This is a genomic window from Cupriavidus sp. H39, from assembly GCF_050271075.1.
GTDB lineage: Bacteria > Pseudomonadota > Gammaproteobacteria > Burkholderiales > Burkholderiaceae > Cupriavidus > Cupriavidus necator_B.
The window spans coordinates 1,643,435-1,669,242 of the sequence record NZ_CP189846.1; the positions used below are offsets into that span (position 1 = coordinate 1,643,435).

15 protein-coding genes are annotated in these 25,808 nt (G+C 70.5%); 4 read left to right on the top strand and 11 right to left on the bottom strand.

Going from position 1 to position 25,808, the window contains the following annotated elements; translation table 11 throughout:
• The first annotated feature begins 308 nt into the window (after positions 1-308).
• Positions 309-971 carry a malto-oligosyltrehalose synthase gene (locus tag ACOCMH_RS07850; protein WP_427306339.1) on the top strand — a complete coding sequence of 221 codons (663 nt, stop codon included), beginning with the start codon at positions 309-311 and terminating at the stop codon, positions 969-971.
• A 10-nt stretch (positions 972-981) separates the two neighbouring features.
• On the opposite strand, the gene treY is transcribed toward ACOCMH_RS07850, so the two are convergent.
• The 8 genes from treY to ACOCMH_RS07890 all read right to left on the bottom strand — a co-directional run bounded on the left by treY (position 982) and on the right by ACOCMH_RS07890 (position 22,122).
• Positions 982-3,651 carry a malto-oligosyltrehalose synthase gene (gene treY / locus ACOCMH_RS07855; protein WP_427306340.1) on the bottom strand — a complete coding sequence of 890 codons (2,670 nt, stop codon included), beginning with the start codon at positions 3,649-3,651 and terminating at the stop codon, positions 982-984.
• On the bottom strand, positions 3,648-5,666 hold the full coding sequence (locus ACOCMH_RS07860) for a malto-oligosyltrehalose trehalohydrolase (RefSeq protein ID WP_427306341.1): 2,019 nt from the start codon (positions 5,664-5,666) through the stop codon (positions 3,648-3,650). The genes treY and ACOCMH_RS07860 overlap by 4 nt, the downstream gene beginning before the upstream one ends.
• A gap of 218 nt (positions 5,667-5,884) precedes the next feature.
• Positions 5,885-8,428, bottom strand: coding sequence for a glycogen/starch/alpha-glucan phosphorylase (locus ACOCMH_RS07865; RefSeq protein ID WP_427306342.1), 2,544 nt, complete (start codon positions 8,426-8,428; stop codon positions 5,885-5,887).
• A 155-nt stretch (positions 8,429-8,583) separates the two neighbouring features.
• Complete coding sequence (gene malQ / locus ACOCMH_RS07870) at positions 8,584-10,845, bottom strand: 4-alpha-glucanotransferase (protein ID WP_427306344.1); 2,262 nt, start codon at positions 10,843-10,845, stop codon at positions 8,584-8,586.
• Positions 10,842-13,037, bottom strand: coding sequence for a glycogen debranching protein GlgX (gene glgX / locus ACOCMH_RS07875; protein ID WP_427306345.1), 2,196 nt, complete (start codon positions 13,035-13,037; stop codon positions 10,842-10,844). Before glgX ends, malQ begins: the two co-directional genes overlap by 4 nt.
• Positions 13,034-15,328 (bottom strand): 1,4-alpha-glucan branching protein GlgB, encoded by a 2,295-nt coding sequence (glgB, locus tag ACOCMH_RS07880; RefSeq protein WP_427306346.1) that lies wholly within the window; start codon positions 15,326-15,328, stop codon positions 13,034-13,036. The genes glgX and glgB overlap by 4 nt, the downstream gene beginning before the upstream one ends.
• Positions 15,325-18,678 carry a maltose alpha-D-glucosyltransferase gene (gene treS, locus ACOCMH_RS07885; protein WP_427306347.1) on the bottom strand — a complete coding sequence of 1,118 codons (3,354 nt, stop codon included), beginning with the start codon at positions 18,676-18,678 and terminating at the stop codon, positions 15,325-15,327. The genes glgB and treS overlap by 4 nt, the downstream gene beginning before the upstream one ends.
• A gap of 21 nt (positions 18,679-18,699) precedes the next feature.
• On the bottom strand, positions 18,700-22,122 hold the full coding sequence (locus tag ACOCMH_RS07890) for a maltotransferase domain-containing protein (RefSeq protein ID WP_427306348.1): 3,423 nt from the start codon (positions 22,120-22,122) through the stop codon (positions 18,700-18,702).
• A 340-nt stretch (positions 22,123-22,462) separates the two neighbouring features.
• Between ACOCMH_RS07890 and ACOCMH_RS07895 the strand changes: the two genes are divergently transcribed.
• The 3 genes from ACOCMH_RS07895 to ACOCMH_RS07905 are packed head-to-tail and all read left to right on the top strand — an operon-like array spanning position 22,463 to position 23,979.
• A complete protein-coding gene (locus ACOCMH_RS07895) occupies positions 22,463-22,843 on the top strand; it encodes a hypothetical protein (RefSeq protein ID WP_427306349.1) in 381 nt (126 codons plus the stop codon).
• 36 nt (positions 22,844-22,879) lie between these two features.
• Positions 22,880-23,332 (top strand): PA2169 family four-helix-bundle protein, encoded by a 453-nt coding sequence (locus ACOCMH_RS07900; RefSeq protein ID WP_427306350.1) that lies wholly within the window; start codon positions 22,880-22,882, stop codon positions 23,330-23,332.
• A gap of 29 nt (positions 23,333-23,361) precedes the next feature.
• Positions 23,362-23,979, top strand: a complete 618-nt coding sequence (locus ACOCMH_RS07905; protein WP_427306351.1) for a diguanylate cyclase — start codon at positions 23,362-23,364, stop codon at positions 23,977-23,979.
• An 85-nt stretch (positions 23,980-24,064) separates the two neighbouring features.
• On the opposite strand, the gene ACOCMH_RS07910 is transcribed toward ACOCMH_RS07905, so the two are convergent.
• From ACOCMH_RS07910 to ACOCMH_RS07920, 3 genes are all read right to left on the bottom strand, one after another.
• Entirely contained in the window at positions 24,065-24,406 is a 342-nt protein-coding gene (locus ACOCMH_RS07910) for a hypothetical protein (RefSeq protein ID WP_427306352.1), read from the bottom strand.
• A gap of 81 nt (positions 24,407-24,487) precedes the next feature.
• Positions 24,488-25,054: a CinA family protein gene (locus tag ACOCMH_RS07915; protein WP_427306353.1), complete on the bottom strand. Its 567-nt coding sequence runs from the start codon at positions 25,052-25,054 to the stop codon at positions 24,488-24,490.
• Positions 25,051-25,653, bottom strand: a complete 603-nt coding sequence (locus ACOCMH_RS07920; RefSeq protein ID WP_427306354.1) for a DUF421 domain-containing protein — start codon at positions 25,651-25,653, stop codon at positions 25,051-25,053. Before ACOCMH_RS07920 ends, ACOCMH_RS07915 begins: the two co-directional genes overlap by 4 nt.
• Positions 25,654-25,808: the final 155 nt, after the last annotated feature.

The following is a 25,808-nucleotide window of genomic DNA, read 5'->3' on the forward strand; positions in this document are numbered from 1 at the left end:
TGCGCCGTAGTTTTTACAGGCCCTGCAGAAACTGCATGGCGCGCGCGGCTAGCCGGGCACAGCGCGCCGGCGGCGGTGCGCAGGGATGAGGCGCGGCGTCTTGGCGTGCCGCTTGCGTTCCGTCGTGTGCTTGCGTGCGGTCCTGTCTTTCCTGTCTATAGTGAAGGAAATGCTGGCAACAACTGGCGTGCGGCATGTGCCGGCGAGCACAGCGCGCAACGCCGGCCTTCCCGCCGCGGCGCAGCTTGCCGCTGCGTGCTGCCGGGCCCGACAGCGCGGGGGAGCGTATCAGCCGTTGCGAGGAAGCGATGAACCTAGCCAGCATTCTGTCCACCGTGGTCCTGGCCTCGTCGGTATCGGTGTCGTCGGCACCGGTCGAGCGCCAGCTGCTTGCGATCACGCCTTCGGACTTCGCCCAGCGTTTCAACACCGTCGCGCAGGACACCGGTTCGGGCCTGGCGCTGCCCAGCTTCAAGGTCAAGCCCGGCTGGCACCGGGCCGCGCCCAGCACAGGGGTTTCGGTGCTGGTGCGCGCCAGCCGCGCCGGCTACGCCATCGATGAAGTGGTGGTGGTGTGCCGCGAGGTCGAACGCTGCTTCCTGACCATCTGCACCGCCGCGCTTGCGATCGACGACAGCGTCAACCCGATGCTGCTGCAGCGTTTTATCGTGGCGCGCATCGCTACCGAACTCGGCGAGGTCGGCCTGGTGATGTCGGGGCTCGCGTACATCGTGGTGACGCCCAAGGAAGACGACTACGTGGCCGTGGTGATCCGCCCTTATCTGCCGCAGGAGCGCAGCGCCTCGCCGACACAGGCGTCGCGCGAACCGCAGCCCAGCCATGCCATGCCGAACGCCGTGCCGCGCGATTCGGACAGTCCGCATGGTTGGTACGGTCCGCATGGTACTCATGGTCCCCGCGGTGCGCTCACGCCGATCGTATTGCAGTCCACGGCGCCGCCGCACTCCTGAGCCGGACGCGTCAAGGCTCACGCAGCAGCAGCGCGACCGGCAGGCCGCCCAGCACGTCGCGCAGCCGCAACCGGCCCATGGGGGCGTCGATGACATGGCCGGTGAGGGCGTCGGTCCAGCGGCTGCGTTGCGGCGCGCCGACGTTGAGCGTGGTATCCCCCCAGGCCGATTGCGGAATGCGCGGCATGGCGGGGTCGACGCGCGCGGCGGCAAGCCGGGTCACCACGGTGATGGCCTGCCGTCCGTCGGCAGTGCGGGCGAATGCCAGCACCTGCGGCGCCAGCGCACCCTGCGCGGCCAGCATGCTGTATTGGCCGTCGGCGAAGAGCGCCGCATGCGCGCGGCGTACCGCCAGCACCTGGCGCACCAGCTGCTGCTTGATGCGGCCGTCGTGCCAGTGCGCCAGCCAGTGGGCCCAGCCCGCGCTGCAGCCCAGCCGGGCCTGCAGCCGGGCGTAGTCGGGCGGGCGCCGGTTGTCGGGATCGACCAGGCTCAGGTCCCAGCCTTCGCAGCCCTGGTAGCGGTCCGGGATGCCGGGTGCGGTCAGTTGCACCAGCACCTGCGCCAGGCTGTTGACCGCGCCGGCCGGGGCAATGCGCTGGGCGAACTGGCCGATCTGCGCCAGCACGCCGCCGGGCCCGTCTCCTGGCCCCCCGGCGGCGATGCCGCGCAGGAAGGCCTCGCACCCGGCTTCGTAGTCGAGATCGGGGCAGGTCCAGTTGCCATGGCGCTTGGCTTCACGGATGGCCTTGCGTTGCCACGCGCCGACGCGCTCCAGCAAAGGCTGCGCGGCGCCGGCGTCGTCGCCAGGGCTGGGCTCCTCCATCGGCCAGGCGCCGATCAGGGTCTGGTACAGCATCAGCCGGTCGCCGGGGTCGGGCACTTGCGGCAGCGTCGCCCGCAGGGGTGCCGATGCGGCCTCCCACGCGGCCACGGCATCGGCCCAAGCACCCGGCACCTCGCTCAGCACCGCCAGGCGCATGCGCGCGTCTTCGCCACGCTTGTGGTCGTGGGTCGCAGTGGCCAGCATGGCGTAGGGGCAGGTCAGGCGCCGCTCGGCCATGCGGGCGTGGAACTGCGCCGGCGGTATCGCCAGCCGGGCCGGATCGCTGCCGACTTCATTGCGCGACAGCAGCCGGCCGTAGCGGTAGAACGCGGTGTCCTCGCCGGCCTTGGCGGCCAGCGCGGGCATCAGTTGCTGCAGCCTGCGGCGCAGTGCTCCGGTCTCGCTGTCCGCTGGCGCGGTGGTGCGCAGGCAGCCGCCGATAAAGGCAAGGGCAACGGCTTCGTCCGGCGCCAGGCCGGCGCGCGCAGCCTGCATGGCCTGGTCAAGCATGGCGTCGTCGGCAAGGGCCGCGGCGGCATCGCGTTCGGCGGGGTGCGCATCGAAGTAGCTGCGATACACCGGCACCGCCGCCATCAGTGCCGCCAGCGCGCGCCGCAGCGCCGCCCGGGTCAGGTCGCGCGTGCCGGGGTCCTGTTCGGCGCAGTCGCGCAGGCATGCGGCGGCGCCTTCGAATTCCGTCACCAGGTGCCGCTCCAGCACCTGATGCCGCGCGGCCTCGACCTGTGCGGGAAAGGCGCGCGCATCGCCGCTGACTGTGGCCCACAGCGTATCCAGCGCCGCCTCGCCGCCGCCGTCATGCAGCACCGCGGCCACCTCGTCCATGAAATCGTAGCCGGTGGTGCCGTGCACCTGCCAGTCCGGCGCCAGGCGCTCGCGCGGGCCGAGGATCTTCTCGACCACCAGCCACGGACGCTCCAGCCGCAGCGTTGGCGGACGCGCGGCGGCATGGCGGTCCAGTTCGGCGCGCAGCCGGCGGCAGTAGCCGGCGGGATCGGCCAGGCCATCGACATGATCCACGCGCACGCCGTCGATCCAGCCCTCGCGCAGCAAACGCAAGACCAGGGCATGGACTGCCTCGAACACCCGCGGCTCTTCCTCGCGCACCCCGACCAGGTCGCTGATCTCGAAGAAGCGGCGCCAGTTCTGCGCGGCCGCAGCGGTGCGCCACCACGCCAGCCGGTAGTGCTGGCGCTCCAGCAAGGCATGGAGCCGGCTGCGCCCGTCGGGACGTGTGGCGTCGTACCAGGCCGCACCGTGGCGCCCGGCTTCGGCGTCCAGGCTGCCCGGCGCCAGCGGCAGCGTGTGGTCGAAATAGCGCAGATGGGCGGGCGCGTCGTCGCTGGCCGGGACCCAGCGCAGTTCGCCGGCCACCACGGTGTCCCAGTACGATTGCCCCAGCATCGGCAGCAGCACCTTGCCGTGCAGGGCCGTGTCGCGCGGGGTCCAGTCGATGTCGAAGCTCGCTGCGTGGGGGCTGCCGCGGCCATGCGCCAGCACGTCGCGCCACCAGCTGTTGTGGGTGGGGTCGGCCGCCATATGGTTGGGCACGATGTCGACGATCAGGCCGAGGCCGGCCTCGCGGGCGCGCGCGGCCAGCGCCTTCAGGCCGGGTTCGCCGCCCAGTTCGGCGCGCACGGCGGTGAAATCCGTGACGTCATAGCCGTGGGTGGAAGCGGGGCGCGCGCCCCATACCGGCGACAGGTACAGGTGGCTGACACCCAGCCGGGCGTAATAGCCGACCACCGCGGCGGCATCGGCAAAGGTGAACCCCGGATGCAGCTGCAGCCGGGCCGTTGCGCGCGGCAGGGCTTGCGGCGCGCCGTCCGGCATCATCGGGCCCGTGCCACGGCAGGCTCGCACACGGTGGCCACGCAGCACCGCTGCGGCAGCAGGCCGGCCGACAATGCGGCGGCCGCGCCAGCGCTGCTCTCATGCAGCGCCGTGCTCTTGTCGTGGCACGGACGCGTGCACGGCACGGCTTCGTTGCCCAGGTTCAGCCACAGGCTCAGCTCCACGCCGTCCATCAGCCGCCAGCGCGCGCACAGCGCCGCCGGCCCCAGCACATCAACCCCGGCGCTCTGGCAGCCGGCCAGCCGGTGCAGCAGCTCCCGGCGACGCACGGCGAGCAGCTCGCGGTAGTACGGTGTCCAGTCGCCATCATCCTCGTAGGCCGGGCGCGAAGCGTCGAACGTGGCCGGGTCGTTGGGATCGGGGATGGCAGCCGCGCGGGCGTCGTCGCGGAACGCGGCGGTCGCGGCGAACTCGCGCCGGCGGCCGTCGCGCACGGCACGGGCCAGCTCGGGCGGATGGCTGGTGAAATACAGGAATGGCTGCGGGGTGCCGGTTTCCTCGCCCATGAACACCAGCGGCACCTGCGGGCAGAGCAGCTGCATGGCGATCGCCGCGCGCAGCGCGTCGCGGTCGGCCAGTTGCGCCAGCCGTTCGCCGAAGGCGCGGTTGCCGGTCTGGTCGTGGTTCTGCAGGAAGCAGACAAAGGCGGTGGGTGGCAGGTGCGCGCTGGGCTGGCCGCGCCGTACGCCCTCCGCCACCGCCGGCAGGGCGGCCGAGCGGAAGGCCGAGCGTTCGCCCTGGTAGGCAAAGCCTTCGCCAAGCACCCGCGCGAGATGGCGCAGGGCAGGCAGCCCGCGACCGGCGGTGGCCGCGCCATTGCCAACGTTGTCAGCACGGTCATCATCGCCGGCATCGGCGGCCGTGGTGTAGTCCCGGTAGTAGCCGTCGCCCTCGCCGGTCAGCAGCACGTGCAGCGCGTGATGGGCGTCGTCGTTCCACTGTGCATCGTAGCCCGCGGCCAGCAGGGCGGCATCGTTGTTATCGTTCTCCAGCACCAGGTGCACATGGCGATGGGCGCCATCGCCGTTGGCCAGCGCGGTGCGCAATTCGCGCGGCAGCGCGGCCAGCCAGCCTTCGTCCTCGATGGCATGCACGGCGTCCAGGCGCAGGCCGTCGAAGCGGAATTGCTCGAGCCAGTAGCGCGCGTTCTCGGTAAAGAAGCGTCGCACCTGCGGACGGCGGAAATCGATGGCCGGACCCCATGGGGTCTGCCGGTCCGCGCGGAAGAACGCGCTGGCATAGCGGTGCAGGTAGTTGCCTTCGGGGCCGAAATGGTTGTAGACCACGTCCAGCAGCACCATCATGCCAAGCTGGTGGGCGCGGTCGACCAGTGCGCGCAGGTCGTCCGGCGTGCCGTAGCCGGACTCCGGCGCAAACGGCAGCACACCGTCATAGCCCCAGTTGCGCGTGCCGGGAAACTCGGCGACCGGCATCAGCTCGACCGCGGTGAAGCCCAGCGCCGCAAGCCGCGGCAGTTGCTGCGCGGCACCCGCATAGCCGCCGCACAGGCCAACGTGCATTTCATAAATGATGGCTTCGTGCCACGGGCGGCCGCGCCAGTCCGGGCAGGTCCACGCAAAGGCGCGGGCGGCGTCGCGGGCAGGCACGATGCTGGGTCCGTGCACGTCGTCGGCTTGCCAGCGCGAGGCCGGATCCGGCACGGTGGTGCCATCGTCAAGCCGGAACCAGTAGCGGGCGCCCGCGCAGCCCGGCACGATGGCCTCGAACCAGCCGTTGGGCCCGCACGCCATCGGCACCGGACCCAGCCCGGCGATTTCCACGCGCACCGCCTGGCCCTGCGCGGCGGCGTCGGGCGCCCACAGGCGGAAGCGTACCCGGCCATCGGGCAGCCAGGCGGGCCCGAACAGGTAGTCCTGTGCGGATTCATCGTTGGAGCAGAAGGCCGATGCCGACGGCGCGGCAAAGCAGTCGAACGGCGCCAGCCGCGGCACGGCCGAGCGGGTGCCGGGGGCGGAGAGAAAGGGGTCGGCGTTCAAATTCGGCTCCTGCCTTCTGGGGTGGTAGGGGAGGCGCAAGCGGACCGGCCAGCGGCGGTCCTTGCGCGATGCGAACTCCATGCCAGCAGAACGGCGCATTGGCGCTGCCGCCGGCGCGCGGGTGGTGCGGTGCGGCGCGGGCTTTGTTACCTGTGGCATTGTAGAAACTACCCTGCGTGCTGCGCCCGTTCCAGCGCCGCGCGCAGGGTCGCGAAACCTCAGGCCGCGCGCGGCCCGCTGACCCCGGACTCCACCTGTCCGGGCGCCCCGCTGGCGCGGTGCAGCAGCCGCACCGGCACCGGCGCGACATGCCAGATGCGCTCGCAGTATTCGCGAATCGCCCGATCCGACGAAAAGCGCCCGGAGCGCGCGCACGACAGCACCGACATGCGCTGCCAGCGCGCCGGGTCGGCAAACGCGGCCGATACCAGCTGCTGGCAATCGATATAGGAGGCAAAGTCCGCCATCAGCAGGTAGGGGTCGTGCCCCTGCTGCGGCGCGAACAACGGGCGGAACAGCCCGGGATCGCCGCGCGAAAAAAAGCCCTGCTGGACCAGGTCGATCACGGCGCGCAGTTGCGGGTTGCTGTGGTAATACGCCGCCGGGTCGTAGCCGCTGTCGCGCAGCGCATAGACCTCGGGCGCGGTCAGGCCGAAGGGGAAGAAGTTGTCATGGCCCACCGCTTCGCGCAGTTCGATATTGGCGCCATCCATGGTGCCGATATTCAGCGCGCCATTCATCGCGAACTTCATGTTGCCGGTGCCGGAGGCCTCCTTGCCGGCCAGCGAAATCTGCTCGGCCAGGTCGGCCGCGGGGTAGATGCGCTGTCCGTAGGTGACGTTGAAGTTGGGCAGGAACACCACCTTCAGCCGGTCGCGCACCTGCGGATCGCGGTTGACCACGTCGGCCACCGAGGTGATAAAGCGGATCATCAGCTTGGCGTAGGCGTAGCCGGGCGCAGCCTTGCCGCCGAAGAGGAAGGTGCGCGGCTGGATCTGCGCGCCGGGGTCGGACTTGATGCGGTGGTACAGCGCAATCACATGCAGCACCGCCAGGTGCTGGCGCTTGTATTCGTGGATGCGCTTGACCATCACGTCGAACATGGACGACGGGTCCACCACCACGCCGGTGGTGTCGCGTACCAGTTGCGCCAGGTCGGCCTTGTTGGCCAGCCGCGCCGCCTGCCAGGATTCGCGGAAACCGGCGTCGTCGGCATAAGGTTCCAGCGCGCGCAGCTGCTCCAGGTCAGAGATCCAGCCATCGCCGATCGCGTCCGATACCAGCCGGGTCAGGCGCGGGTTGGACAGCGCCAGCCAGCGCCGCGGCGTCACGCCGTTGGTGATGCTGGTGAATTTCTCCGGCCACATCTCGTAGAAGTCCTTCAGCACGTCCTCGCGCATCAGCCGTGAGTGCAGCTCGGCCACGCCATTGATGGCATGGCTGCCGACGCACGCCAGGTTGGCCATGCGCACATGCCGCTGGCCATGCTCGTCGATCAGCGACAGCCGCGCCAGGCGCGATTCGTCGCCGTAGAAGCGGATGCGCACCTCATCCAGGAAGCGCGCGTTGATCTCCAGGATGATCTCGAGGTGGCGTGGCAGCACCCGGCCGAACAGCGGCAACGGCCACTGCTCCAGCGCCTCGGGCAGCAGCGTGTGGTTGGTATAGGCGAAGGCATTCTGGGTGATGTGCCAGGCTTCGTTCCACGGCAGGTCATGCTCGTCGACCAGCAGCCGCATCAACTCGGCGATGCCGACGGCGGGATGGGTGTCATTGAGCTGCACCGCGAATTTTTCGTGGAAGCGCGTGACCGGGATGCCGTCGACCGCGAGCAGCCGCAGCATGTCCTGCAGGGAACAGGCGACAAAGAAATACTGTTGCTCCAGCCGCAGTTCCTTGCCCTGCGTGGTTTCGTCGTTGGGATAGAGCACCTTGGTCAGGTTCTCGGAGGTCACCTTCTTGCTGACCGCGCCAAGGTAGTCGCCGCGGTTGAAGGTATGGAAGTCGAACGCCTCGGTGGCATCCGCGCGCCACAGCCGCAGCGTATTCACGGTATTGACGCGGTAGCCCAGGATCGGCGAATCGAACGGCACGCCGACCACGGTCTTGGCCGGCACCCAGCGCACGCGGTAGTGGCCGCGGTCGTCGGTGTAGTGCTCGGTGTGCCCGCCCAGGCGCACCTGCACCGCCCATTCGGAGCGCTGGATTTCCCATGGGTTGCCATTGCGCAGCCAGGTATCGGTCTTCTCCACCTGCATGCCATCCATGATGATCTGCTGGAAGATGCCGTATTCGTAGCGGATGCCATAGCCCAGCGCAGGGATCTCCAGCGTCGCCAGCGAATCCATGAAGCACGCCGCCAGCCGGCCCAGGCCGCCGTTGCCCAGGCCCGGCTCGACTTCCTGGTCGAGGATGCGGTCGAGGTCCAGCCCGGCCGCATCCATGGCCTCGCAAACCTCGTCGAAGATGCCCAGGTTGATCAGGTTGTTGCCCAGGTGCGGGCCCATCAGGAATTCGGCGGAAAGATAGGCCACCGTGCGCGAGGGCTGGCCCAGGTAGGCTTCGGCGGTGCTGATCCAGCGCTGCACCAGGCGGTCGCGCACGGTATGCGCGGCGGCCTGGTAGAGGTCGTTCTGGCTGGCGTGCCCGGGCAGCTTGCCCTGGGTATGGAACACGTGGTCGAGAAAGGCCTGGCGCAGGCTGGCGCCGGACAGGGCGGTGCGGGTGTCATCGGCATGCTCGGGCCGGAGGGCTTCGTTCATGGCGGGGCTCCTGCGCATGGGGGTGGGTCAAGCTTAGCGGATCGGGCGATGGTTGCACGATCGACGCTGGCGTCGGTTCCGGACTCTGCACATCTGCGGCGCTCGCGGCGTTGCGGGTCTTGTCTGTGGGCTGGTCAGGGGCGTTGTTTGGGCCGTTATGTGCGCCCCGGTGGATGGCGTGCGCCGTGGCGGCCGCCGCGCCATGCGTCGGCGCGCGCGCGCAGCGCCGGGGTGCCGAACCACGCACCCACCTCGGTGTCGAGCCGGCGCTGCCAGTTGGGATGGACCCGCGTGGTTCCTGGCAGGTTGGGCTGCTCGGCCAGGCCCAGCAGGTCTTCCACCGGCAGCAGCCGCATGGCCGCGGGCACCGTGCCCAGCCACGCCAGCACCGCGTCCAGCGGCGCATGGTCCGGCGCGGGCACGGCGCCGCTGCATAGCCCCGCCTCGCACAACGCCTGCCATAGCGCCACGCGCTCGCGCGCGCGGCCGGCCTGCGCCTGCGCGAGGGTCTCGCCGGGCGCCAGCAGTTGCAGCCGGTCGCGCCACGCCAGGTCCTGGCCGGCCCACCAGCCGGCGACGGTGGGCAGGTCGTGCGTGGTGGTGGTGGCGACAGCGTCCCGGGGCCACGCTTGTGGCGGCAGGAAGGCCGCTGCGTCGGGCGCCGGCCCGGCCATGTCGCCGCCGTCTGCGCGCTGAGCGTCGTCCCGGGGGGCGTCCAGCACGTCGTCCTGCGCGCGCGCTTCACGCTGGAACCACAGCACGTCGATGCCGAGCACGCCGCGCGCCGACAGTGCCGCATTCAGCTCCGGCGGCACCGTGCCAAGGTTCTCGCCAATGATGATGGCGCGATGCCGCCAGGACTCCAGCGCCACCAGCCGCAGCAAGTCTTCCAGCGGATAGCGCAGGTAAGCGCCGTCGCTGGCGGGTGCGCCGGCCGGCACCAGCCATATGCGCGCCAGGCCCAGCACGTGGTCGATGCGCAGTCCGCCAGCGTGGGACAGGTTGGCGCGCAGCATCTCGAGGAACGCAGCGTAGCCGTGCCGGCGCAGCCCGCGCGGCGAGAACACCGCCACGCCCCAGTCTTGCCCGAGCGGGTTGTACAGGTCCGGTGGCGCGCCGGCATGGAAGCCGGCCAGGGTTTCGGGCTGGCGCGTCCAGGCCTGACTGCCGCCGGGGTCGGCGCCCACGGCGAGGTCGCGGATGATGCCAAGGGCCATGCCGGCGTCGCGCGCCGCACGCTGCGCGCGCGCCAGTCCGTCGTCAGCCAGCCACTGCAGGAAGCCATGGCACGCCACGTCGTCGGCATGAGACTGCGCAAAGGCGGCCACCGCGGCATCCGTCGGGGTGCGCAGCGTGACCGGCCAGCAGCGCCAGTCCGGCGCGGCATGGTGGTTGGTGCCATTGGCGCTGTCGCTGAGCCGTTGCGCCTGGATCGCCTCATAGCACGCATGCGCATGCAGCGCTGTGCCGCCGCGGGCGCGAAAGGCGGCGCAGGCGTCCAGCGCCGCGCGCGGCAGCAGGGTTTCGCGGCGTTGCCAGAGCCAGCGCAGGACGGCGTAGCGCAGCGGCGCCAGCGCGATCCAGTCGATCTCGCTGCGCGCGTCCAGTGCCCGCAGCGTGTCGCCCGCGCCCAGGTCATGGATGGCGGCATCCACGGCCGCCTGGCCGAACACCGCGGCGGGGTCGGCATAGAGCGGGTTCAGGAACAGCCGGCTGGAAGGCGCATACGGGCTGTAGCGCTCAGGCAGCGCGGCAAAGGGCGCGTGCAGCGGGTTGATCGCAACGGCGTCGGCGCCCGCGCGGGCGGCACTGGCGCAGGCATCGGCCAGCGCGGTCAGGTCACCCATGCCGCAGGGCGCGGCGCGCCGCAAGCTGTAGAGCTGCACCGCCAGTCCCCACGGCGGCGTGCCCGCGCCGTTGCCGTTGCCGCCGCGGCCGGCATGCCGTAGCGCGTCGGCCACGCCGTAGCAGCGCCGCGGCGCCACCGCCAGCGTGGTATGGCCATCGCCCAGGTCCAGCCGGTGGTAGCCGCAGACGTCGATGGCGGGCAGTTGCATCAGCCCGCCGCTGGCGCCCGCGCTGCGCACCGCGGTACCGGTGATGATCGCGCCGTCTTCCAGCGTCAGCCGGTAGGCACGCTGCGGCGAGGCATGGAGCCACGGCACCGCCACCGGCTGGCCGCGCTCCGCGGTCACCAGCGGCGGCAGCGCATGGGCCGCGTCATCGGCGGCCAGCCACGCGTGCGAGGCGGCGCACTGGCCGGGGGTGGCGCAGGGTAGTCCCAGTCCGTCCAGCACGCGCTGCAGGGCCGCCTCGCTGACCTCGCGGGGCTGGTTCCAGGCATCGGTCCAGTGCGGCTGCAGGCCGGCGCGCAGCGCCAGCGCCTGCAGCGGCGAGGGTTCGCCAGCGCGGCTCACGCGAGGTCCTCCGGTGGCGGGGCGGCCTGCGCGGCCAGCAGCACCAGCGAGTGGGCGGCGACCGCCTGGGCCTCGTGCACCGGCGCGCCCCCCAGCTCGGTGTCGCTGGCCTCGGGCCGGCTGCTGTCGAACAGCAAGGCCCACGGCAGCGCGGGCTCGGGCAGCTGGAAGGTGGCGTCGCTGTCCCCGGCGTTGAGCAGCAGCAGGGTGACCTGCACCGCGCGCGAATCGCCTGGAGCGGGTTCCGCCAGCGACCCCAGTGTCGGGCGCTCCGGTTGCGGCGGGCTGGCCGCGCGGCGCAGCGCGAGCGTGCGGATCTCCGGATCGGCCCATTCTTCCGGCGTGGGGGGCTTGCCGTCGGTATCGAACCAGGCGATGTCGGCAATGCCCGGGGCCGGCGCTTCACGCCCGTGGGCAAAGCGGTCGCCGGTCAGCGCATAAAGCTTGCGGCGCAGCGCCAGCAGCCGGCGCACCATCTGCTGCAGCGGCTGCGCGCCGGGCCCCTGGGCCTGCTTCCAGTCTAGCCACGACAGCTCGTTGTCCTGGCAATAGGCATTGTTGTTGCCGTGCTGGGTGCGGCCCCATTCGTCGCCGGCAGTGAGCATCGGAGTCCCTTGCGCCAGCAGCAGCGTAGCCATCAGCGCCTGCGCCACGCGCTTGCGGCGCTCCAGGATCTCGGGATCATCGGTGGGCCCTTCGACGCTGCCATCGGGGCTCCAGTTGGCGCTGGCGTTGTCGTCGGTGCCGTCGCGGTTGTCCTCGCCATTGGCCTCGTTGTGCTTGCCGCTGTAGCTGACCAGGTCGGCCAGGGTGAAGCCATCGTGCGCGGTGATGAAGTTGATGCTGGCCCAGGGCCGCCGGTGGCGGCGGTCGAACAGGTCGGCCGAGGCCGCCAGGCGCGCCGCCAGCTCGCCGCGGTGCCCGGCGTCGCCGCGCCAGAAGCGGCGGCTGACGTCGCGGAACTTGTCGTTCCACTCGGCAAATCCGGGCGGATGATTGCCCAGCTGGTAGCCGCCCGGGCCCAGGTCCCAGGGCTCGGAGATGAGCTTGACGCGGCTCAGCACCGGATCCTGCATCAGTGCATCGAAGAACCCCGAGCCGGCGTCGAAGCCATTGCCTTCGCGCCCCAGCGTGCTGCCCAGGTCGAAGCGGAAGCCGTCGACGTGGTAGCACTGCACCCAATAGCGCAGCGAATCCAGCACCATCTGCAGCACGCGCGGGTGCGACAGGTTGAGCGTGTTGCCGCAGCCGGTGTCATTGATGTAGTGGCGCTCGTCGCCAGGCACCAGCCGGTAGTAGCTGGCGTTGTCCAGCCCGCGCCACGACACCGTCGGCCCCAGCTCGTTGCCCTCGCAAGTGTGGTTGTAGACCACGTCCAGGATCACTTCGATGCCGGCGGCGTGCAGGCGCCGCATCGCCACCTTGCACTCCTGCAGCTGCCCGGTGCCGAGGTAGGCCGGCTCGGGGGCGAAGTAGGACAGCGTGTTGTAGCCCCAGTAGTTGCGCAGGCCACGCTCCAGCAGGAAGCGGTCCTGCAGGATGGCGTGCACCGGCAGCAGCTCGACGGTGGTCACCCCCAGCTGCACCAGGTGGTCGACAAAGCGCGGGTCGCACAGCGCGGCGAAGGTGCCGCGCAGGTTGGGCAGCAGGTCGTCGCGCAGCATCGACAGGCCGCGCAGGTGGGCTTCGTAGATGATGGTGGAGGGCCAGGGCACGGCCGGCGGCCGGTCGTCGCCCCAATGGAAGCTTTCGTCCACCACCACCGCCTTGGGCATGGTCGGCGCGCTGTCGCGGCGGTCGGGCGTGAGGTCGGCGCGCGCGCTTTGCAGCCGATAGCCGAACAGCGCGTCGGACCAGCGCACCGGGCCGCTCAGCTGGCGCGCATACGGGTCCAGCAGCAACTTGTGGGGATTGAAGCGGTGGCCGTGGCCGGGGTCGTAAGGCCCATGCGCGCGATAGCCATACAGCGTGCCCAGCGCCGCGTTGGGCAGGTAGCCGTGCCAGATCTCGTCGGTGCATTCCGGCAGCGGCAGCCGCGCCAGCTCCTTGCGGCCGTTGCCGGAGAACAGGCATAGCTCGATGCGCGAGGCGTGGGCCGAGAACACCGCGAAATTGACCCCCAGACCGTCCCAGTGGGCACCGAGCGGGAACGGCTTGCCCGGCAGCAGCCGGTCAGCGAACGGGCGGGTCATGTCGCGGCGCCTTCGGTATCGTCACCCTGTTCGAAGCGCAGCACCAGCGTGGCCAGCGGCGGCAGCGTCAGCGCCAGCGAAGCCGGCTGCCCGTGCGAAGGCACATCCACCGCCGCCACGGCGCCGCCGTTGCCGACATTGCTGCCGCCGTACACGGCGGCATCGGTATTCAGGCATTCCCGCCATGCGCCGGCATAAGGGACGCCGACGCGGTACCCGTAGCGCGGCACCGGCGTCATGTTGGCCACCACCAGAACCACCTCGCGGCGCTCCGGCCCCGCGCGGCGCAGCCACGCAAACACGCTGTTGTGGTTGTCGTCGCCGACCACCCACTGGAAGCCATCGGGACTGTGGTCCCGCGCATGCAGCGCGGGCAGTTCGCGGTAGAGCCGGTTCAGGTCTCGCACCAGTGTGTGCACGCCGCGGTGCATGGGCTGGTCCAGCAGCGGCCAGTCAAGCTCGGCATCGTGGTTCCATTCCTGCCACTGCGCCAGCTCGCCGCCCATGAACAGCAGCTTCTTGCCCGGATGGGCCCACATGAAGCCGTAGTAGGCGCGCAGGCCGGCAAAGCGCTGCCAGTCGTCGCCTGGCACCTTGCCGATCATCGAGCCCTTGCCGTGCACCACCTCGTCGTGCGACAGCGGCAGCACGAAGGCTTCGGACCAGGCGTAGACCAGGCCGAAGGTCATGTTCTGGTGGTGCCAGGCGCGGTGAACCGGCTCATGCCCCAGGTAATGCAGGGTGTCGTGCATCCAGCCCATATTCCATTTGAAATCGAAGCCTAGCCCGCCGCTGGCGACGCTGGCGGTCACGCCGGGCCACGCGGTGGACTCTTCGGCGATGGTCAGCGCGCCGGGGCAGCGTTCATGGACCACTGCGTTGAGTTCGCGCAGGAAGTCCACCGCTTCGAGGTTCTCGCGGCCGCCGAAACGGTTCGGCACCCACTGGCCGGGCTCGCGGCTGTAGTCGCGGTAGAGCATCGACGCCACCGCGTCGACCCGCAGCCCGTCGGCGTGGAAGTGCTCGAGCCAGTGCAGCGCGCCGGCCAGCAGGAAGCCGCGCACTTCGTTGCGGCCCAGGTTGTAGATCAGCGTGTTCCAGTCCTGGTGAAAGCCTTCGCGCGGGTCCTGGTGCTCGTACAGCGCGGTGCCGTCGAACTGCGCCAGCCCGTGCGGATCGGTGGGGAAGTGCGCCGGCACCCAGTCCAGGATCACGCCGATGCCAGCCTGGTGGCAGCGGTCGATAAAGGCGGCAAAGGCCTGCGGCGGTCCCAGCCGCGCGGTGGGCGCATACAGCGACAGCGGCTGGTAGCCCCAGGAGCCGCCGAACGGATGCTCGGTGACAGGCAGCAGCTCGATATGGGTGAAGCCGAGTTCCTGCACGTAGGGGACCAGACGGTCGGCCAGGATGCTCCAGCCATGCTGCGCGTCGTTGGCCGCGCGCAGCCACGACAGCACGTGCACCTCGTAGACCGACATCGGCGCGGCATACGGGTCGGCGGCCTGGCGGCGCGCCATCCAGTCGGCGTCGTTCCAGCTGAACGGTGGCGCGCCCTGGCCCGGACCGGCCACGACCGAGGCGGTGGCAGGCGGCGCCTCGGTGGCCAGCGCCAGCGGATCGGCCTTGTCGGGCAGCTCGGTGCCGTGCGGGTCGAGCAGGTCGTACTTGTAGCGGCTGCCTGGCTGCGCACCGAGCGCGGCGGGGACGAACAACTCCCAGATACCGCTGGGATGGCGCAGCCGCATCGGATGCCGCGCCGGATGCCAGCCGTTGAAGTCGGCAATCACCGAGACCCGCCGCGCATTCGGCGCCCACACCGCGAAGCGCACGCCGTCGATGCCGTCCACGCGCTGGCATTGCGCGCCCAGGCAGGCGCCCAGCTTGAAGTGCCGTCCCTCGGCGATCAGGTGCAGGTCCAGCTCGCCCAGCAGCAGGCCAAAAGCGTAGGGGTCGGCGCTGCACTGCTCGGTGCCGTCGGACCATTGCACGCGCAGGCGGTAGGCCGCAGCGCCGGTGCCGGCCCCGTGCGGCAGCCGGCCGGCGAATACGCCGCCGCCGTGCAGCCGCTCCATCTCCGCCAGCGGCGCGCCGCTGGCATCGGCCAGCTGCACCGACGCCGCCCCCGGCAGGCAAGCGCGCACCAGCGTGGCGTCGCCATCCGGATGCGGTCCCAGCACGCCGAACGGGTCGGGATGGCGGCCGCCCAGCAGGGCATCGAGTTCATGGCCGGGCAGCAGGCCCGGCTGTTGGCCGGCGCGCGTCCCGCCGTCGGTGCTGCCGGTGGGGCTCATGCCGGTTCTCCGGTCGCGGCCAGCTTGCGCAGCAGGCGGGCCAGCCCGCTGGCCGGCAGGTCGATCCACGTGACGCGGTTGGCGGCTTCGTATTCGACTTCATAGGCCGCGCGTTCCAGCAGGAACAGGTCAAGCAGAGGCTGCAACTGGTCGGGCGCCACCCATGGCACGGGCGCGGCCTCCATGTGCTGGCGGTAGCAGTTCAGGAAGGCCTCGTTGGCGGTGCTGCGGAAGCGCTCCAGCAGCACCGCGCGCCGTTCGGCCAGCTGTGGCGGCAGTTCGCTGTGGGTGCGTTCGCTGCGGTCGGTGCCGACCGTGGCCGCGGCATAGTCGAGCGAGCGCAGCAGCCCCGCCACATCGCGCAGCGGCGAGGTCTTGCGCCGGCGCCAGTCCAGCGGCAATCCGGGTTCGCCTTCGAAGTCGACCAGGTAGGTGTCGTTCTGCGCGATCAGCACCTGCCCCAGGTGGAAGTCGCCGTGGATGCGGGTCTGCAGGCTGCCCGGCGCCGCGGCGGCGAGCTGCTCGACCAGCCCGGGCAGGCTATCGCGCGCAGCCAACAGGGTTTGCACATCGGCCTCGAAGGCCGGGCTGGCCGGCTCGGTGCCAGGCCGTGGCTGCAGCCGGCTCAGGGCGCGCTGCAGCGCCTCCATGGCCTGCCCGGCCCATGCGCGTGCCTCGTCTTCGGTGGCCGGCAAGGGCGCGAAGGCGTCGTCTTCGCTGGGACGCGCCAGCACCGCATGCAGTTCGGCCAGGCGCCGGCCCAGCGTGCCGGCCAGCGCGGCGTAGCCGTTCATGGCCTCGGCGAACTCGTCCTCGCTCTCCTGCGACGGCAGTGCATCGTCGATGGCACGGCCCAGGTAGTCCAGGGTCCAGTCCCAGCCGTTGCCCTGGTTCAGGATGTAGCCCTGCAGCAGCATCATCGTATGCGGCACGCCGTCCGGTCCGGTGCGCACCACCTCGCCCAGCAGCGCCGCGGCGTGCGCATAGCCCTGCGCGGTCAGGTAGCGCGTCATCTCGGCTTCAGGGTGAATGCCGCCCGAAAGCCGGCGCACCAGCTTGAGCACGGCGGTGTTGTTGTACGACAGCGAGCTGTTGGACTGCTCGGCCGACATGTATTCGATCGGGTCGCGCTCCAGTTCCAGCGCCGCCAGTCCGGGCTCGGCGCGGAAATGGATGACGTCGTGCCCGGCGTGGACCTGTACATCGTTGCGCAAGGCGCGCACCACCTCGCGCGCGAACGGTTCGATCACGAAGCCGTCGGTGGCCAGCCCGACGCGGCTGCCCTGGCGCACGCGCGCCATCGACAGCCCATGCGCCAGCTGCGAGACCCCGTCGGCGCTTTCGCGGTCCCACAGGATGCCCACCGGCAGCTGGTAGCGCTCGGTGCGCCCGGGCAGCGCCACTTCGACTTCGCCCAGGTAGATGTCTTCGCCGGCACTGCCGCGTGCAAACGGCAGCAGGTAGGCCAGCCCTACGCGCTCGATGCGCTCATGCTTGGCGCCGAACCAGCGGCGCCGGCCGATGTAGTGGGGCAGCACCTCGCTGGCCATCAGCCGGCGCGAGGCCTCGGTCAGTTCGGGCCGGCCGGTGTTCTGCATCACAAGGGTGATCTGGTCTGGCATTTGTTCAGGCGCCTCCACGTGCCACGACGGCGGCTGCGCCTCGTCGCTCAGCACGAACCAGTAGAAGCCATAGGGCGGCAGCGTCAGCAGGTAAGTCAGCGTGCCGATCGCCGGGAACGGCGTGGCGCCCATCATCTCCACGGGGACGCGGCCGTTGAAGGCGGACAGGTCCAGTTCCACCGCCTGCGGCGCGCGCGACAGGTTGGCTACGCACAGGATGTGCTCGCCCTCGAACTCGCGCAGGTACGCCAGGATCTTGCGGTTGCCGGGAAACAGGAAGCGCAGCGTGCCGCGGCCGAAGGCACGGTGCTTGCGCCGCAGCGCCAGCATGCGCCGCATCCAGTTCAGCAGCGAGTGCGGGTCGCGCGCCTGCGCTTCGACATTGACCGCCTCGTAGCCATACAGCGGGCCCTGCAACGGCGGCAGCACCAGCCGCTCGGGATCGGCATGCGAGAAGCCGCCGTTGCGGTCGGGCGACCACTGCATCGGCGTGCGCACGCCGTCGCGGTCGCCCAGGTGGATGTTGTCGCCCATGCCGATCTCGTCGCCGTAGTAGATCACCGGCGTGCCCGGCATCGAGAACAGCAGGCTGTTCATCAGCTCGATGCGGCGGCGGTCGCGTTCCATCAGCGGCGCCAGCCGGCGGCGGATGCCCAGGTTGATGCGCGCGCGCCGATCGGTGGCGTAGACCTCCCACAGGTAGTCGCGCTCGCTGCTGGTCACCATCTCCAGCGTCAGCTCGTCATGGTTGCGCAGGAAGATGGCCCACTGGCAGTTGGGTGGCACCTCCGGCGTCTGGCGCATGATGTCGGTGATCGGGAAGCGGTCTTCGCGCGCGATCGCCATGTACATGCGCGGCATCAGCGGGAAGTGGAACGCCATGTGGCATTCGTCGCCTTCGGGGTCGGGGCCGGTCAGGCCGAAGTACTGCTGCGCGTCTTCCGGCCACATGTTGGCCTCGGCCAGCAGCATGCGGCCGGGGAAATGCTGGTCGAGGTGGGAACGGATGCTGCGGATGACGGCATGGGTCTCGGGCAGGTTCTCGTTGCTGGTGCCTTCGCGCTCGACCAGGTAGGGCACCGCGTCCAGGCGCAGGCCGTCGACGCCCATGTCCAGCCAGAAGCGCATCACCGACAGCACTTCGTTGAGCACCTGCGGGTTGTCGAAGTTCAGGTCCGGCTGGTGCGAGTAAAAGCGGTGCCAGAAATAGGCGCCCGCCACCGGGTCCCAGCTCCAGTTGGATTTCTCGGTATCGCAGAAGATGATGCGCGTGCCGGCGTAGGCCTGGTCATGGTCCGACCACACGTAGTAGCGGCGCGCCGCGGAGCCGGGCTTGGCCTTGCGCGCGCGCTGGAACCACGGATGCTGGTCCGAGGTGTGGTTGATGACCAGCTCGGTGATCACGCGCAGGCCGCGCGCGTGCGCCGCGGCGATAAAGCGCCGCGCGTCCGCCAGCGTGCCGTAGTCGGGGTGGACGTTGCGGTAGTCGGCGATGTCATAGCCGTCATCGCGGCGCGGCGACGGGTAGAACGGCAGCAGCCATACCGTGTCGACGCCCAGGTTGACGAGATAGTCGAGCTTGCCGAGCAGGCCGGCGAAGTCGCCCACGCCATCGCCATTGGCGTCGGAGAAGGACTTGATGTGCAGCTGGTAGATCACCGCGTCCTTGTACCAGAGCGGATCGGCGTTGAGCAGGGCGGCGCTGCCGGTTTCGGTAAGGCGTTTCATCCGTGTCTCCACGTATGCCTGTCAGGCGCCGTGCGGGTCGGTCGAGACCGGCGCAGCAGGTGGGCGGGGGGCGGGACGTTCCAGCGGCTGCACATGCCAGACCGCGAACGGCAGCTGCGCGGGGTCCAGGCGGATGCGCTGGTGCTTGCCGCGCAGCTCGAAGCGCTGGCCGCGCATCAGGTCCTGCACAGCCAGGCCGGCCTGGTCGGGCAGGCCCCATTCCCACAGCGGGATTTCAATGTCGGCATCGTGCGCGGTGCGCGGGTCGAGGTTGATCGCCGCCAGCAGCACGTCGTCGCCGAACAGGTAATCGGTGCCCGGCACGAAGCGGGCGAACCACAGCACCGCGTCGCTGCCGGCAGGGTAGAAGCGCAGCCCCAGGTGGTTCTGCAGCGCGGGGTGGCCGGCGCGGATCTCGTTGAGCCGCGAGATCTCGGCGACGATATTGCCCGGCTGCTGCCAGTCGCGCACCCGCAGCTGGTATTTCTCGGAGTCCAGGTATTCCTCGCGCACCTTGCCGTCGAGCACGAACGGCGCGCTCTCGCACAGCTCGAAGCCGCTGTACATGCCCCACAGTCCGGACAGCAGCGTGGCCAGCGCGGCGCGGATCAGGAACGCCGGGCGGCCGCTGTGATGCAAGAAATAGGGATTGATGTCCGGCGTGTTGACGAAGAAGTGCGGCCGGAAAAAGTCGCGCAGCGGGCTCTGCGTCAGTTCGGTCAGGTACTCGGTCAGTTCCCACTTGGTGTTGCGCCAGGTGAAGTAGGTGTACGACTGGCTGAAGCCCAGCTTGGCCAGCCGCGCCATCATCTTGGGCCGCGTGAAGGCCTCGGCCAGGAAGATGGTGTCGGGGTGGCGCGCGCGCACGTCGGCGATCATCCATTCCCAGAACGGCAGCGGCTTGGTGTGCGGGTTGTCGACGCGGAAGATGCGGATGCCGTGGTCGGCCCAGAACATCACCACGTCGCGCAGCGCCTGCCACAGCGCGGCACCGGCCGGCGGCGCGGCGTAGAAATCGACGTTGACGATGTCCTCGTATTTCTTGGGCGGGTTCTCGGCGTAGCGCAGCGAGCCGTCGGGCCGGTGCGCGAACCACTCCGGGTGGTCCTTCAGCCACGGATGGTCGGGCGAGCACTGGATCGCGAAGTCCAGCGCCAGCTCCAGGCCGTTGGCCGCGGCGGCGTCGATCAGCCGGCTGAAATCCTCGAAGGTGCCAAGCTCGGGATGCAAGGCATCATGGCCGCCTTCCGCGCCGCCGATCGCGTAAGGGCTGCCCGGGTCGCCGGGCTCGCTGCGCAGGCTGTTGTTGCGGCCCTTGCGATGGGTACGGCCGATCGGGTGGATCGGCGGGAAATACAGCACGTCGAAGCCCATCGCGCGGATCGCTGGCAAGCGCGCGATGACGTCGTCGAAGGTGCCATGGCGCTGCGCATCGTTGCTTTGCGAGCGCGGAAAGAGTTCATACCAGCTGGCGAAACGCGCGGCCAGCCGATCCGCCTCGACCGGCATCGCCACCGGATGGCGCGAGGCGAACGGCCTGCCGGCCGCGGTCTTCATCACCGCCCGCATCGCCGCGGCGGTGCGTTCGGACAGCAGCAGTTGCAGGCGGCGTTCATCGTCGCCAGCGGCCGCGGTCAGTTCGTCGACGATGGCGGCGAGCTCGCCGTCCGTGGCTCCCTGGTTGACCTTCTTGCCGTTTTTTCTGCCGTTGCCCTTTTTCCCGTTCCCGGCCGGCAGCAGCGCGTCCGCCACCAGCCGCGCACCTTCCTCGGTTTCCAGCGCAACGTTGAGTCCCGCCGCGCGCTTCTTGCCGATCTCGTCGAGCCAGCTGGCGAAGGTGTCGCGCCACGCCTCGACCGTGAATTCATGCCGGCCCAGCGCCACCAGCGGGAAGCTGCCTTCCCAGCGGTCGTTGATGCCGGGCTGCATCGGCGCTTCATGCCAGTCGCTCTCGCCCGGCGCGCGCCACAAGACCACGGCGGCCAGCTTGTCGTGGCCATCCATCCAGATATCGGCACTGACGGTGACGCGTTCGCCCACCACGCGGCGCACGGCGAAGCGGCCGGCGTCGCAGGCCGGCTCGACTCGTTCGATGGCGATGCGCGGTGCCTCCATGGCGGCCACCACGCTGCCCAGTCCCGTGACCGCCAGCGTTTCGTGGCCATGCGGCGCAGTCGCGTCGGGCCGCGGCATGCCGGGCCGGCTCAGCGGCACCGGCGGCACTTCGTAAAGGCGGATATCCGCCGGCGCCAGCGTGATGCTGGAGAGCGCATCGAGCCGGCTGGTGCCGTCGAGGGTGCCGCCGGGTCCCCCCGCCGCGGGTTCCAGGCGCGCACTGGCATGCGGCATGGCACTGAGCACGCGGTCGGCGCCCAGGCTGGCCGGTTCCATCGGATCGGGGTTGATCACCACCGCCAGGGCCGGGCCGCCATCCGGCACCGCCGGATCATCCCGGCGCGGCGGGGCATCGGCACTGCTGCAGTGCCCGTTGGGTGCGGGCAGGCGCGCCAGTACCGTGAGCGGCGCGTCGGGCCCGCTCAGCAAACGCACCGCCAGGGCCGGCGCGGGGTCGCGCGCGGCCAGCCAGGTGTTGGCCTCGAGCACTTCGTGCGTGATGTCGTAGGGCACGCCGTCATGCGCGTGGCCGTCCGGGGCCAGCGGATCGCGTGCCTGCGCGCCGCCGGTCTCGAATCCCGCCGGCACCAGGATGCCGTCGCCGATCGCCGCGGCAGTCCACAGCGCGCGCCGCGCGCTGAGCGCGTCATGGCGGGCGGGCGCCAGTGCCGGCGCCGCCAGCACCCGGCCAAGGCGGCGCAGCCGCGCCATTTCCTCGGTCAGCCAGGCGCTGCGGTAGTCCCACCACGGCAGCGAGCAAAAGGCGCCGTCGAAGCCGGCGGGCGCCAGCTCGTCCAGCTGTGCCGGCGTCAGACCCGGGGTCCAGGCGAGGAAGCGCGGCGTGCCCCGCGCCGTTTCCGGTACCGCATCGCCGCGCAAGGTGGCCAGCAGTGTGGCCCAGCACTGGCCGGGCACGCGGGCCGGCGCGCGGCAGCAGAAGCCGGCCGCGCCCGCGGCCCAGGCCATGCGCAGCCGCGCCGCCCACCATTGCACCAGCGCTTCGGCAATCTGCCGGTCATGCCAGCGCAGGCGCGTGCCGGGGATGTGGTTGTCGGTCTCGTGCGGCGCGAAGGCGGGCGCCGCGGTGTCGATCCAGGCGGCATCGGGGAGGTCGTCTGTCCCCGCGGCGCCATCCGCCATATAGCGGTCCAGTGAAATATCGAGCAGGGGGGCCAGTCCATGCCGGGCGCACGCAGCGAGCGTGTCGTCCCCAGGCAGGTGCGGCCAGCCGCCGATCAATACGTGGTCGAACCCCAGCGCCGCCACGCGCTGCAGCGCGTGCTGATCGGCTTCGGGCGTTCCGGTCAGGTCGATCTGGCAGATCCGCACATGTCCTCCCGGTGTTTCGCTCCGGCGGAGCAACAAAAAACCCGGAGCGGCGCCTTGCGGCCAGCCGCCGGGATGGCACTGCCATGCGAAGTGCGTGCCAGCGCGCCTGCGCGCCAGGAGGGGACGGTTCGGCGAGGCACTGCAAGGCCGTGCGGCGCGGCAGCGCATGTGCCGGTTCTGCCGCAGCTTGTAAAAACTACTGGTGGCTGCCGCGCCGATGGAAATAACGCGCAAGGCCGCGCGCCCGGTGCAGGCCCGGTGAGTTCCCGGTATGTTTCTTGCCCCTGTGCGCCTGTGCGTGCCATTGCCGGCACGGTGGCAAGCCATCAAAAGGGGACCCATGGATCAATGGCTGGAGGCGGCGCAATGGCCGGCAATGGTGGTGACGGTACTGGCGACCTGGCTGGTCGGTTCGCGATCGATCGCGCGGCGGCGCACCGGCTTCCGGGTGTTCCTCGCCAGCAACGTGCTGTGGATTGCGTGGGGCTGGCACGGCGACGCCTATGCGCTGATCGTGCTGCAGCTGGCCCTGATCGCCATGAACCTGCGCGGCATGCGCGAGGCGCGCAAGGCGTGGCAGGCCGCCGCGCAGCGCGCCTTCCCTGCAACGGGCGCAACTGGCGCCACGCGGGCCGAGCCGTTATCCTTGGACCAGTCCGGCATGCGCCGCATGCCCGGCGCCAACGCGCAGCCGCCGGCAGCCGCCGGCTCCGATCGCTGACTTCACGGTCCGCCTGCGGACCAGGGCAGGTGTGCCATGGCGAAGAAAAGAATCGTGTTGCTCAACGCGCTGCTCGCGGCCTCGCGCGAGGGCGAGCTGGGCTGCCGCCGCGCCGCCACGGCCGCGGCCAACCCCCACCTCAAGTCCGTGCTGACCAGCCGCGCCAATGCGTTTGCGCAGGCCGCGCATGAACTGCAGGCGTGCCTGCTCGACCTGGGCGAGGTGCCGCAAGCATTGCCCGCGCCGGCCGCTTGTCCGGCCTCCGGGGCGGGCGGCATCGGCAAGCACAGTTCCGACCGTTCCATCGTGCAGGCCATCAGCAAGCGCGAGCACGCCGTGCAACGGCGCTATGCGCGGGCGCTGCGCACGCATGTGCTGGGCTCGCGCGTGCGCGCCGTGGTGCGGCGCCAGTATCGCGGCGTGCAGGTGAACCACGAACTGTTCCGGGTGCTGCGACAGCAGTACCGCGTGCCGCAGGCGCGGCCGTAGCCCGGCCTGCATCGGGACCCAGCACTGCCATGCCGGCCGACCTCCATGCCTTCGAACATGCTGCCCGGCTCGTACTGATGTACGGGCTGGTGCCGCTGTGGCTGCTGGCGGGCCTGGGCGACTGGCTGTGCCACCGGGTTACGCAGATCGAACGCAACGCCGGCGTCGCCGAGTCCCTGCTGCACATGCTGATGCTGGCCGAAGTGGGCCTGCCGCTGCTGCTGGTGGTGTTCCTGGAAGTCAACGCGCTGGTGATCGCGGTGGTGCTGGCGGCACTGGTGGTGCATGAAGTCACCGCATGGTGGGACGTGCATTACGCCAGCAAGCGCCGCCACATCGCACCCGTCGAGCAGCACATGCACAGCCTGCTCGAAGTGCTGCCCCTGGCCGCGGCGTCATATGTGGTGGTGTTGCACTGGGACCAGTTCCTGGCCTTGTTCGGACGCGGGACCGAGCCGGCGCGCTTGGCGCTGGCCTTGAAGGCCGAGCCACTGCCGCCAGGTTATCTGGCCGGCCTGCTGGTGGCCGTGCTGCTGCTGGCGGGTCTGCCTTACCTGGAGGAGCTATGGCGCTGCGTCCGCTGGCGCCGGCGCGAACGCGAAGCGCTGCTGGCGCAGGCGACGCGGGCCATGCGCGGTGGCGGCTGAGTTCCCGCGACGCCCGGCGACCGGATCATCGCATCCGGCTGCGGGCGTGGCAGGTTACGTGGCAGGTAAAGACGCCTCAGGGCGCTTACTGCTTCGGCGCCGGATTCGGCGAATCGCCCTTGGGCCCGCTTGGCGCGTCGGCGGTCGGTGCGGGCGGCGCGCCTTGCTCGCGTGGCTTCTTGCTGCGCGCGGTGTTCGATGCCTTGTCCGATTTGGACTTGGACTTCTTCATGGTGTCCTTGGCACCCGGGCCGGAAGCGGCGCCCATGTCGGTGGCGGCCGGCTGGTTGCGCGTGGCGGGGGCGCCTTCGATCGGCGGCACGCTCGGGTTGGGCGCGTTCGGTGAGGCAGGTGCTTGTTGGGCAAAGGCCGGCAGGCAGAGCGCGGTGCCGACGACCAGTGCCGTGGTAGCGAGAGTGCGTTTCATGATGGTCTCCATTGCAAGACTACGTCGGTCGGGCCCAGGGCCCTCGGGGTTGCCGGCGTGCCGTTTCGGCGCGCCGGCGATTCATGCGCGCGCGTCACGGCCTTGCCCGCTGCGCGCCAGTTCGTGGTAGTGGCAGATTCGGGCCAGGGCCCAGTCGGCGGCGGCTTCACGCACGGCGTTGCGCGCGCCGGCAAAGCGGCGTGTTTCGGTAAAGGCCGCAATCCCCGCCGCGTGCGACACGACGTCGTGCGCGGCATGGCCGGGGCGGCGGAAAACCCAGGCAAAGCATTGCGTGCCGGCGGGGATATCGCCGTCGCCGCCGCCATCGGCAACTCCGGTGTTGGCGATCGCGAGATCCGCGCCGGTCAGTTGCATGGCGCCGCGCGCCATCGCCAGCGACACCGCCTCGCTGGTCAGGCCATGGCGCCGGATAGTCTCGCGCGGGACGTGCAGCAGTTGCTCCTTGGCCGACGGCGAGTAGGCCACGATCGCGCAGCGCAACACGTCGCCGCAGCCGGGCACCTCGGCGATGCGCGAGGCGATCAGGCCCGCGGTGCAGGATTCCGCCGTGACCACGCGCAGCCCATGGCGCAGCAGGTAGCGTGCGATGCCGAGGTTGTCGCTGCCGCCAGCGCCGCCATGGCTCATCGCCGCGCTCCCGATGCCCGCGCCGGCACACCGTTGCCGCGTGGGACCGAACCGGTGGCCGTGCGTGGCGGCGCGGACGCGGGTTCCGCCCGCTGCGCGCGAACGAACGTGACCTTGCCATCGCGCTCCAGTACCACCCGCCTGAGATCATCGAAGCTGTCGGTCTGCAGCGTCGCGCGCAGATTCGCCTTGAGATCTTCCTCGGTCAGCATCGCGCCGCGGATGCGCTCGCGGTCCAGCTCACCCGACCGCATCAGGTCCAGCGCGTCGCCAGCGGTGGCGCGGTCGAATCCGGGAGAGCGGCTCGACAGCCAGCCCACGGCCCGGTGCAGCAGCACCAGCACCAGCGCCGCGGCAAAGGCCACCGGGAACGACGTCGCCCCGACCACCGCGCGCGATAGCACCGCGCCCAGCAGCAGCACGATGCACAGGTCGAACGAGGTCTTCTGCGCAAAGGCACGCCGGCCGGCCAGCCGCAGCAAGGCCCAGGTGCCGGCGAAAACGAGGGCGGCGCGTACGCCGGCCTGCCACCAGGCCAGGTCGTCGCCGTCGCCCAGCACTCCGCGCATCGCCTCGGCAATCACTTGCATGCTCTCCATTGCGATATCCGCAGTCGATTTCCCGCCAAGGCGGCAGGTTTCGTGCCAGCTCCGTCGCTGCCACACCCGGCTGTGCTGCAGGAAAGCACGCGCCGGGGATTGGCACCGGCGGATTGAAATGCGGGGAAAAATGTACATGCAGCGGCGGCCCGCGC

Bases quoted from the DNA above. Each gene is read 5' to 3' on its own strand.
- ACOCMH_RS07895 (WP_427306349.1), top strand. From the start codon at position 22,463: ATGGATCAATGGCTGGAGGCGGCGCAATGGCCGGCAATGGTGGTGACG.
- ACOCMH_RS07915 (WP_427306353.1), bottom strand. From the start codon at position 25,054: ATGAGCCATGGCGGCGCTGGCGGCAGCGACAACCTCGGCATCGCACGC.
- treY (WP_427306340.1), bottom strand. From the start codon at position 3,651: ATGATGCCGGACGGCGCGCCGCAAGCCCTGCCGCGCGCAACGGCCCGG.
- ACOCMH_RS07900 (WP_427306350.1), top strand. From the start codon at position 22,880: ATGGCGAAGAAAAGAATCGTGTTGCTCAACGCGCTGCTCGCGGCCTCG.
- ACOCMH_RS07910 (WP_427306352.1), bottom strand. From the start codon at position 24,406: ATGAAACGCACTCTCGCTACCACGGCACTGGTCGTCGGCACCGCGCTC.
- ACOCMH_RS07920 (WP_427306354.1), bottom strand. From the start codon at position 25,653: ATGGAGAGCATGCAAGTGATTGCCGAGGCGATGCGCGGAGTGCTGGGC.
- ACOCMH_RS07865 (WP_427306342.1), bottom strand. From the start codon at position 8,428: ATGAACGAAGCCCTCCGGCCCGAGCATGCCGATGACACCCGCACCGCC.
- glgB (WP_427306346.1), bottom strand. From the start codon at position 15,328: ATGAGCCCCACCGGCAGCACCGACGGCGGGACGCGCGCCGGCCAACAG.
- ACOCMH_RS07850 (WP_427306339.1), top strand. From the start codon at position 309: ATGAACCTAGCCAGCATTCTGTCCACCGTGGTCCTGGCCTCGTCGGTA.
- ACOCMH_RS07905 (WP_427306351.1), top strand. From the start codon at position 23,362: ATGCCGGCCGACCTCCATGCCTTCGAACATGCTGCCCGGCTCGTACTG.
- glgX (WP_427306345.1), bottom strand. From the start codon at position 13,037: ATGACCCGCCCGTTCGCTGACCGGCTGCTGCCGGGCAAGCCGTTCCCG.
- treS (WP_427306347.1), bottom strand. From the start codon at position 18,678: ATGAAACGCCTTACCGAAACCGGCAGCGCCGCCCTGCTCAACGCCGAT.